The following is an 8,545-nucleotide window of genomic DNA, read 5'->3' as shown; positions in this document are numbered from 1 at the left end:
CTCAGGCGGCCTTGTCGTGATCCCAGAAATAAACGGTCGCCGGCTCCGGCTCCCAGACACGGGCATTCTCGATGCCGGGAAGGTTGACCAGCGCGCGGTATTCCGAGCCGAAGGCGACATATTGGTCGGTCTCGGCCATGACGGCGGGCTTACAGGCGATCGGGTCGCGCACCACGCCGAAGCCGGACTTGGTGCCGACGACGAAGGTGAAGAAGCCGTCGAGATCGTCGAGCGCGCCCGTCAGCGCCTGGCCGAGATCCTTGCCCTTGGCCATTTCGGCCGTCAGATAGGCGGCGGCGACTTCGGAATCGTTCTGTGTCTCGAAGGTCATGCCTTCGCGGATGAGTTCGCGGCGCAGATTGTTGTGGTTGGACAGCGAGCCGTTGTGCACGAGGCACTGGTCGGCGCCAGTCGAGAACGGATGGGCGCCGAGCGTGGTGACGGCGGATTCCGTCGCCATGCGGGTATGGCCGATGCCGTGGGTGCCGCCCATGGCGCGGACGTCGAACCGCTTCACGACGTCTTTCGGAAGGCCGATTTCCTTGTAGATCTCGACGCTTTCGCCCGACCCCATCAGGCGGACCGCCGGACGGATCTCTTCGAGCGCCTTGCGCACGGTTCCAAGTTTGGAGGCATCAAGCTCGATGACCGCGTGCGTGCTCTTGACCGAGACATCGGCTTTGATGCCGGCCTTCTCGAGGTCGGTGGCAAGGCCTTCGAAATCCGCGCCCGGATTGGCGGACTGGATGGTGATTTTCGCCCTGCCCTCGGCAGCACCGCCATAGATCGCGATGCCGGCCGAATCCGGTCCGCGATCGGTCATGGTGATCAGCATATCCGAGAGCAGGTTTCCCAGCTGAGATTCAAGGCTCTTGTCCTTGAGGAACAGTCCAACAATGCCGCACATAGCGCGTGCCTCCGTTCATGTTGAGAAACGAGTAGCAGGTCTGTTTCAGGGCATCAACTGGGAAGAATAAATTTTTCTTTTAAGGCAAGTCAGCTTCTGGAGTTCTGCTGGGGATAACTGATGATCGAGAGGTACTTGCTCGGCAGCTTCACCAGCTGTTCCGGCCCATGCGGCGCATCGGCATCGAAGAACAGGCTGTCGCCCGGCTGCATCTGGAAAAGCTGGTCGCCGTGGCGGTAAATGACCTCGCCTTCGAGCATGTAGAGAAACTCCATGCCCTCGTGCTGAAACGTCGGGAAGACGTCGGAATCGGCGGTCAGCGTGATCAGATAGGGCTCGACGATGACGCCGCTGGTATTGTTGTCGATATGGCCGAGCAGATTATATTGATGGCCGGCGCGCGTGCCGCGCCGTTCCAGCTCGATACCCTGGCCCGCCTTGACGAAGACGGCGTTGCGCGGCTCCTCATAGCGGCGGAAAAAGGCGGTCATCGGCACGCCGAGCGCGCGTGACAGCGATTGCAGCGTCGTCAGCGACGGCGAGATGTTACCGTTCTCGATCTTCGACAGCATGCCGAGCGAAATGCCGGTCGCGGCTGCCAGATCGGTAACGGTGATGCCGAGCTTTTTGCGGTAGGCGCGCACCTCATGGCCGATCGCCATTTCGAGGTTGTTTTCCTTCGGTTCCCGAACCGCGTGCGGATCCTGGGAAAAGGGCGTGCGTCCGGCATGCGCCTCTTCCGGTTGATTTGCCGCTTCTCGCTTGGTTTTCATGCTGCCGCCTTCGCTTTTGTCCGAAGCCGACCCTATCGTCATAGTGAAATTTTCTCAACCGTGAAGAAAACCTATTCCCGCCGCGCCTCGCGCGGAGCGATGCCGTAGGCGGCGCGGAACATCCGGGAAAAATGGCTGAGACTGGAAAAGCCGGTGGCGACCGCAATTTCCGAGACCGAAAGCGGGCTCTGTTTCAGCAGGCGATGGGCATGCTGCAGCCTGATCCTGTGATATTGATCGAGGAAGGTGGTGCCGAGATGGGCTGAAAAGAGCCGGTCGAGATGGCGGGTGGTGACGCCGGCGATGCGCGCCATGGCGGCGCGGCCGAGCGGCATCTCGATCGTCTCCTCCATGCGTTCGAGAACGCTGAGCAGCCCCGGATGATGGACGCCGTAGCGCTCGGCGAGCGAGGCGCGCTGCGGGGCGGCGGGCTCGTTGACCTCGGTGTGAAGATACCAGTCGCTGACGCGGCGGGCAAAATCCGGTCCCATGCGCTCGGCGATCAGCACATGCATCATGTCGAGCGGCGCGATGCCGCCGCCGCAGGTGATCCGGTTGCCGTCGATCATGAAACGCGCCTGGCGTGGCGTGAGGTCCGGGAAGGCCTCGAGAAGGGCGGCGGCATGTTCCCAATGGATGGTAAAATCGCGGCCGGCAAGCAGTCCGGCGGCAGCCATCAAATAGGGACCGCCCGAAATGCCGCCGATCCTCACACCTTCGCGCGCCAGCTGCCTCAGGCAGGCAAGCACGCCGGGATAACGCCAGTCGCGCGGCAAGCCGCCGGCGCAGACGAAGGCCGTGCCGAGGCCGGAGCCCCTGGCCGGAAGAGGTTCGGCCGGCACGCTGACGCCAGATGATGAGAGCGCCGGCGCGCCGTCCGGCGAAAAGATCGACAGGCGATAGATTTCCCGCCCGGCCAGAAGGTTTGCCGCCCTCAGCGGCTCGGTCGCCGAGGCATAGGACATCAGCGCAAATCCGGGGATCAGGATAAAGCCGATCTCCTGGACATTTCTGTTATCGGGCGAGGACATGTCTCTTTTCTAACCATTCATGTCCTAATTGCGCAAGTGGCGCGTCGCCTTTCTGGCATCATGCGCTCGTTCCATTCGGATTGACCCATGCGCTATTCCGCTCTTTCGATTTTTCTCAACGGCCTTCGCGGCAACAAAGGCTGGGCGCCAGCCTGGCGCGATCCCGCGCCGAGGCCGCATTACGACGTCGTCATCGTCGGTGGCGGCGGTCACGGTCTGGCCACCGCCTATTATCTCGCCAAGGAGTTCGGCATCACCAATGTCGCCGTGCTCGAAAAGGGCTATCTCGGCTCCGGCAATATCGGCAGGAACACCACGATCATCCGTTCCAACTACCTGTTGCCGGGCAACAATCCCTTCTACGAACTATCGATGAAGCTCTGGGAAGGCCTGGAGCAGGACTTCAACTTCAACGCCATGGTTTCGCAGCGCGGCGTGCTCAACCTCTTCCATTCCGATGCGCAGCGTGACGCCTATACGCGCCGCGGCAACGCCATGCGGCTGCACGGCGTCGATGCCGAGCTGCTCGACCGGCAGGCGGTGCGCAAGAAGCTTCCGTTCCTCGATTTCGACAATGCCCGTTTCCCGGTCATGGGTGGTCTATACCAGCCGCGCGGCGGCACGGTGCGCCACGACGCGGTCGCCTGGGGTTATGCCCGCGGCGCAGACAGCCGCGGCGTCGATATCATCACCCAGTGCGAAGTCACCGGCATCCGCAGCGAAAACGGTCGGGTGACCGGTGTCGAGACCAGCAGAGGCTTCATCGGCTGCGGCAAGCTGGCGCTGGCGGCGGCCGGCAATTCCACCGTCGTCGCCGATATGGCCGGCCTCCGCCTGCCGATCGAAAGCCATGTGCTGCAGGCCTTCGTCTCCGAAGGGCTGAAGCCCTTCATCGACAATGTCGTCACCTTCGGCGCCGGGCATTTCTACGTCTCCCAGTCCGACAAGGGCGGCCTCGTCTTCGGCGGCGATATCGATGGCTATAATTCCTATGCCCAGCGCGGCAATCTGGCTTCGGTCGAACATGTCGCCGAGGCCGGGGTTGCAATGATCCCGTCCCTGTCGCGCGTGCGCTACCTGCGCTCCTGGGGTGGGGTGATGGACATGAGCATGGACGGCTCGCCGATCATCGACCGCACCCATATCGATAATCTCTATCTCAACGCCGGCTGGTGTTACGGCGGCTTCAAGGCGACGCCCGCCTCCGGCTTCTGCTACGCCCATCTGATCGCCCGCAACACGCCGCATCAGACGGCGCGCGCCTTCCGGCTCGACCGTTTCGCGCGCGGCCATCAGATCGATGAAAAGGGCGTCGGCGCCCAGCCCAATCTGCACTGAGGACATTTAGACGATGGCAAGCCTGATTTCTTGTCCCCATTGCGGCGTCCGGCCCAAGGAGGAATTCTCGATCCGCGGCGATGCCGGCCTTGTCAGGCCGGCGCCGGACGCCGGTGCTGATGCCTGGTTCGACTATGTCTATCTGCGCGACAATCCGCGCGGCCGCCACAGCGAATATTGGCACCATTCCTCCGGATGCCGACGCTGGCTGATCGTCGAGCGCGATACCGTCACCCATGCGGTCCATGGCGTCAGGGATGCTGCCCTTGCGAAGCTCGGCGGAGAACCGGCATGACGAGCTTCCGTCTTTCCTCCGGCGGCCGCATCGACCGCGCCACGACACTCGGCTTCAGCTTCGACGACAAGGCGCTCGCAGGCCATCCGGGCGATACGCTCGCCTCGGCGCTGCTTGCCAACAGCGTCCAGCTCGTCGGCCGCAGTTTCAAATATCACCGCCCGCGCGGCATCCTGACGGCGGGTGCGGCCGAACCGAACGCGCTGGTGACGACAGGCAGCGGCGGGCGCACCGAGCCGAATACGCGGGCGACGATGATCGAACTTTACGAGGGGCTGGCGGCAAGAAGCCAGAACCGCTGGCCGTCGCTCGGCTTCGATGTCGGCGCGGTCAACGGCCTGCTCTCGCCTTTCCTCAGCGCCGGTTTCTACTATAAGACCTTCATGTGGCCGGCAGCGCTGTGGGAAAAGCTCTACGAGCCGGTGATCCGCAAGGCGGCGGGTCTCGGCAGAGCCTCCTATGAGGCCGATCCCGACACCTACGAGAAATGCTGGGCGCATTGCGATCTGTTGGTGATCGGCGCCGGCCCTGCCGGCCTTGCCGCGGCACTGACCGCCGGCCGCGCCGGCGCCCGCGTCATCCTCGCCGACGAAGGCCCGGAACTCGGCGGCAGCCTGCTTTCCCACGGCACTGTCGAGGGCAAGCCGGCCGACGCGCTTCTCGGCGAGTTGCTGGCCGAACTCGAGAGCCTTTCAAATGTGCGCCGCCTACCGCGCATGACCGTTTTCGGCTGGTACGACGACAATGTCTTCGGCGCCGTCGAACGCGTGCAGAAGCATGTGGCGCTCCCCGATCCGGAGCGCCCGGTCGAACGGTTGTGGCGCATCGTCGCCCGCCAGGCGATCCTGGCGACAGGGGCAGAGGAACGGCCGCTCGTCTTCGGCGGCAACGATATACCAGGCGTGATGATGGCAGGCGCCATGCGCAGCTATCTCAACCGGCAGGCGGTGGCGCCAGGCAAAAGCACGGTGATCTTCACCACCAACGATGCCGGCTACCGCACCGCCGCCGATCTCGAGGCGGCCGGCCTCGCCGTCGCGGCGATCGTCGACAGCCGCCCCGATGCCGGCAAGGGCTGGCAGGGCCGCGCCGAAGTGCTGAAGGGCGCCCGGGTGATCGATGCGTTCGGCGGCCAGCGCCTGCGCGGCGTCAGCGTTGAAACCACAGGCGGTATCCGCCGCATCGACGCCGATGCGCTTGCCATGTCGGGCGGCTGGAGCCCGATCATCCATCTTGCCTGCCATCGCGGCGGCAAGCCGCAATGGTCGGACGAGGCCGCAGCGTTTCTGGCGCCGGCCGCGCAGGACGGTCTTGCCGTTGCCGGCGCGGCTGCCGGGCTTGCGCAAACCACGGCCTGCCTCGGCGATGGCGCCGCAAAGGCGGCCGCCGCCCTGAAGGCGATCGGTTTTGCAGCGGCGGACCCGGCCTTTGCCGCTGCCCCGGAAGCGGCTCGAGGCTCAAAGCCGCTCTGGTCCGTCAAGGGCTCGAAGGGCAAGGCTTTCGTCGATTATCAGAATGACGTGCATCTCAAGGACCTCGGCCTCGCGGTGCGCGAAGGCTACGGCCATGTCGAGCTTGCCAAGCGTTATACAACATCAGGCATGGCGACCGACCAAGGCAAGCTTTCCAACATCAACGCCATCGGCATTCTGGCTGAGGCGCGCGGCGTGTCGCCCGCCGAGGTGGGAACGACGACCTTCCGGCCTTTCTATACGCCGGTCTCCTTCGGCGCTCTGACCGGGGCATCGCGCGGCAAGGATTTCCAGCCGGCGCGCAAATCGCCGCTGCATGGCTGGGCTAAGAAGAACGGCGCGGTCTTCGTCGAAGCCGGCCTCTGGTACCGATCGTCCTGGTTCCCGCGCGCAGGCGAGGCGACATGGCGCGAGAGCGTGGACCGCGAAGTGCTGAACATTCGCAAAAATGCCGGCCTCTGCGACGTCTCGACCCTCGGCAAGATCGAAATCTTCGGCCGCGATGCCGCGCCTTTCCTCGACCGTGTCTATTGCAACGGCTTCGCCAAGCTTGCCGTCGGCAAGGCGCGTTACGGCATCATGCTGCGCGAGGACGGCTTCATCTATGATGACGGCACCACCAGCCGCTTCAGCGACGAGCATTTCTTCATGACGACGACAACGGCGCTTGCCGCCGGGGTGCTGACCCATCTCGAATTCTGCGCCCAGACGCTCTGGCCGGAGCTCGACGTCTGCTTCGCCTCCTCGACCGATCAATGGGCGCAGATGGCCGTTGCCGGGCCGAAGTCCCGCGTAATCCTTTCGGAGATCGTCGACGAGGATATCTCGGATGCCGCCTTCCCCTTCATGAGCGCCCGCAAGGTGTCGCTATTCGCAGGCCGCCTCGAAGGCCGGCTCTTCCGGATATCCTTCTCCGGCGAACTCGCCTACGAGCTGGCCGTGCCGGCCGGTTACGGCGAGAGCGTTGCCGACGCCATCATGGCGGCCGGGGAAAAGCATGGCATCTGCGCCTATGGCGCTGAAGCGCTCGGCGTCCTGCGCATCGAGAAGGGCCATGTCACCCATGCCGAGATCAACGGCACGGTCACCCCAGGCGATCTCGGTTTTGGCCGCATGATTTCCAGCACCAAGCCAGATTTCATCGGCAAGGCGATGCTTGCCCGCGAGGGCCTGCAGGATCCCGAGCGGCCGCGCCTCGTCGGCGTCAAGCCGCTCAACCCGGCAAGCGGCTTCCGCACCGGCTCGCATATCCTTGCCGAAGGTGCTGCGGCAACGCTCGAAAACGATCAGGGCTATGTCACCTCAAGCGCCTTTTCGCCGACGCTCGGCCATAAGATCGGTCTGGCGCTCGTCCGGCGCGGGCCGGAGCGCATCGGTGAGAAGGTGACGGTCTGGAACGGGCTGCACAATGAATACACCGATGCGGTGCTCTGCCATCCCGTCTTCATCGATCCCGAAAACGAGAAGCTCCATGCCTGATCTTCCCGAGCATCGACCGGTTCTCGCCGGCGCTAGATATAACGGCATGACAGGGGCCAGTCTCCGGATGGAAGCCTTGCCGGAAGGCCATCTGCTGCACGTGCTCGGCGCGATCGAGCCGCCGGCACTGGCCGCCGAACTGGTCAAGGCCGGCTTTACCAACAGTTCGATCCGCAAGGCCGGCTTCCGCCAATGGTTCATCGCCGGCGACGAGCCGCTTGCTTCAGCCGGTCTCGACGCCCTGACGGCAGCGCTGGCCGGAAAGGCCTTCGTCATGGACCAGAGCCACGGGCGCGTCCGTATCGGCGTTTCCGGCCGATCCTCGCGGCTGCTGCTCTCAAAGGGCACCGCCGTCGATCTCGATCCGACCGTGTTTGCCGAGGGCAGTTCGGCAATGACCATGGTCGGCCATCTCTCCGTGCAGATCGTCCGCACCGGCGATGACGACTTCGAACTCACGGTCCTGCGCAGCTTCGCCGAAAGCCTCTGGGACGAGCTGAGGCATATGGCGGCGAGCGCCGAAAAGGATGGCGGCGCATAGGGCCTGCTCCAGCAACACTAAGCAGGTTTCATTTCTATGTGCCTGAGCAGCCCAACCGCCGGACATTGACAAGGCAATACCAGGCTCCTATGTTACATGTAACGCCATAATGGAGCCAAACATGGCAACGCCGGTCAACGAAAGAGTTCAAAAGCGCCGCGAGGCCTTGCGGGCTGCTGGGCTGCGTCCCGTGCAAATATGGGTGCCCGATACCCGCCGCCCCGGTTTTGCCGAGGAATGCCATCGTCAGTCCGTTCAGGCAGCCCTTGCCGACGCCGGAGATCGCGATTTGCAGGATTTCCTCGATGGCGCACTCGCCGATCTGGACTCCGAAGGTGAGGCGTGAGGCGCGGTGACATCGTAACCGTCGCAATCACCGGCGATTTCGGCAAGCCTCGTCCGGCGCTTATCATCCAGGCAGATCAATTCGACGCAACGGGCACGGTTACCGTGCTGCTGATTTCTGGCACGCTCATCGATGCGCCGATCATTCGGCCAACCATCGAGCCGACAGCACTCAGCGGTTTGCGCAAAGTCTCGCAAGTGATGGTGGATAAAACCATGTCCGTGAAACGGGATAGAATTGGCCCGATAATCGGCCGCCTGGAAGATGATGCTCTCCTGGCGGTCACAAGATCGCTCGCCGTTTTTCTGAGTATCGCCTGACGGCAAATCCTGACCCGCTTTCCAGCAGTGGAGTCTGCCAATA

9 protein-coding genes are annotated in these 8,545 nt (G+C 63.7%); 6 read left to right on the top strand and 3 right to left on the bottom strand.

Annotated features, from left to right (window positions below):
* Position 1: 1 nt before the first annotated feature.
* The 3 genes from CO657_RS32450 to CO657_RS32440 all read right to left on the bottom strand — a co-directional run bounded on the left by CO657_RS32450 (position 2) and on the right by CO657_RS32440 (position 2,711).
* The gene (locus CO657_RS32450; RefSeq protein ID WP_054184586.1) at positions 2-907 is read right to left on the bottom strand and encodes a class II glutamine amidotransferase; all 906 of its coding nucleotides are present in this window, start codon (positions 905-907) and stop codon (positions 2-4) included.
* A gap of 89 nt (positions 908-996) precedes the next feature.
* Entirely contained in the window at positions 997-1,680 is a 684-nt protein-coding gene (locus CO657_RS32445; RefSeq protein ID WP_054184615.1) for a helix-turn-helix domain-containing protein, read from the bottom strand.
* A 71-nt stretch (positions 1,681-1,751) separates the two neighbouring features.
* Entirely contained in the window at positions 1,752-2,711 is a 960-nt protein-coding gene (locus CO657_RS32440) for a GlxA family transcriptional regulator (RefSeq protein ID WP_054184587.1), read from the bottom strand.
* A gap of 87 nt (positions 2,712-2,798) precedes the next feature.
* Between CO657_RS32440 and CO657_RS32435 the strand changes: the two genes are divergently transcribed.
* The 6 genes from CO657_RS32435 (at position 2,799) to CO657_RS32410 (ending at position 8,502) form a co-directional block, all read left to right on the top strand.
* Entirely contained in the window at positions 2,799-4,049 is a 1,251-nt protein-coding gene (locus CO657_RS32435) for a sarcosine oxidase subunit beta family protein (RefSeq protein WP_054184588.1), read from the top strand.
* Positions 4,050-4,062: 13 nt separating this feature from the next.
* The gene (locus CO657_RS32430) at positions 4,063-4,344 is read left to right on the top strand and encodes a sarcosine oxidase subunit delta (RefSeq protein WP_054184589.1); all 282 of its coding nucleotides are present in this window, start codon (positions 4,063-4,065) and stop codon (positions 4,342-4,344) included.
* Complete coding sequence (locus CO657_RS32425) at positions 4,341-7,295, top strand: sarcosine oxidase subunit alpha family protein (protein ID WP_054184590.1); 2,955 nt, start codon at positions 4,341-4,343, stop codon at positions 7,293-7,295. Before CO657_RS32430 ends, CO657_RS32425 begins: the two co-directional genes overlap by 4 nt.
* Positions 7,288-7,836 (top strand): sarcosine oxidase subunit gamma, encoded by a 549-nt coding sequence (locus tag CO657_RS32420; protein WP_054184591.1) that lies wholly within the window; start codon positions 7,288-7,290, stop codon positions 7,834-7,836. The genes CO657_RS32425 and CO657_RS32420 overlap by 8 nt, the downstream gene beginning before the upstream one ends.
* A 121-nt stretch (positions 7,837-7,957) precedes the next feature.
* Complete coding sequence (locus CO657_RS32415) at positions 7,958-8,182, top strand: antitoxin MazE family protein (protein WP_054184592.1); 225 nt, start codon at positions 7,958-7,960, stop codon at positions 8,180-8,182.
* The gene (locus CO657_RS32410) at positions 8,179-8,502 is read left to right on the top strand and encodes a type II toxin-antitoxin system PemK/MazF family toxin (protein WP_054184593.1); all 324 of its coding nucleotides are present in this window, start codon (positions 8,179-8,181) and stop codon (positions 8,500-8,502) included. Before CO657_RS32415 ends, CO657_RS32410 begins: the two co-directional genes overlap by 4 nt.
* Positions 8,503-8,545: the final 43 nt, after the last annotated feature.

The organism is Rhizobium acidisoli (assembly GCF_002531755.2).
In the GTDB taxonomy this organism is placed as follows: Bacteria; Pseudomonadota; Alphaproteobacteria; order Rhizobiales; family Rhizobiaceae; genus Rhizobium; species Rhizobium acidisoli.
This window is presented reverse-complemented; position numbering and strand designations above follow the sequence as displayed.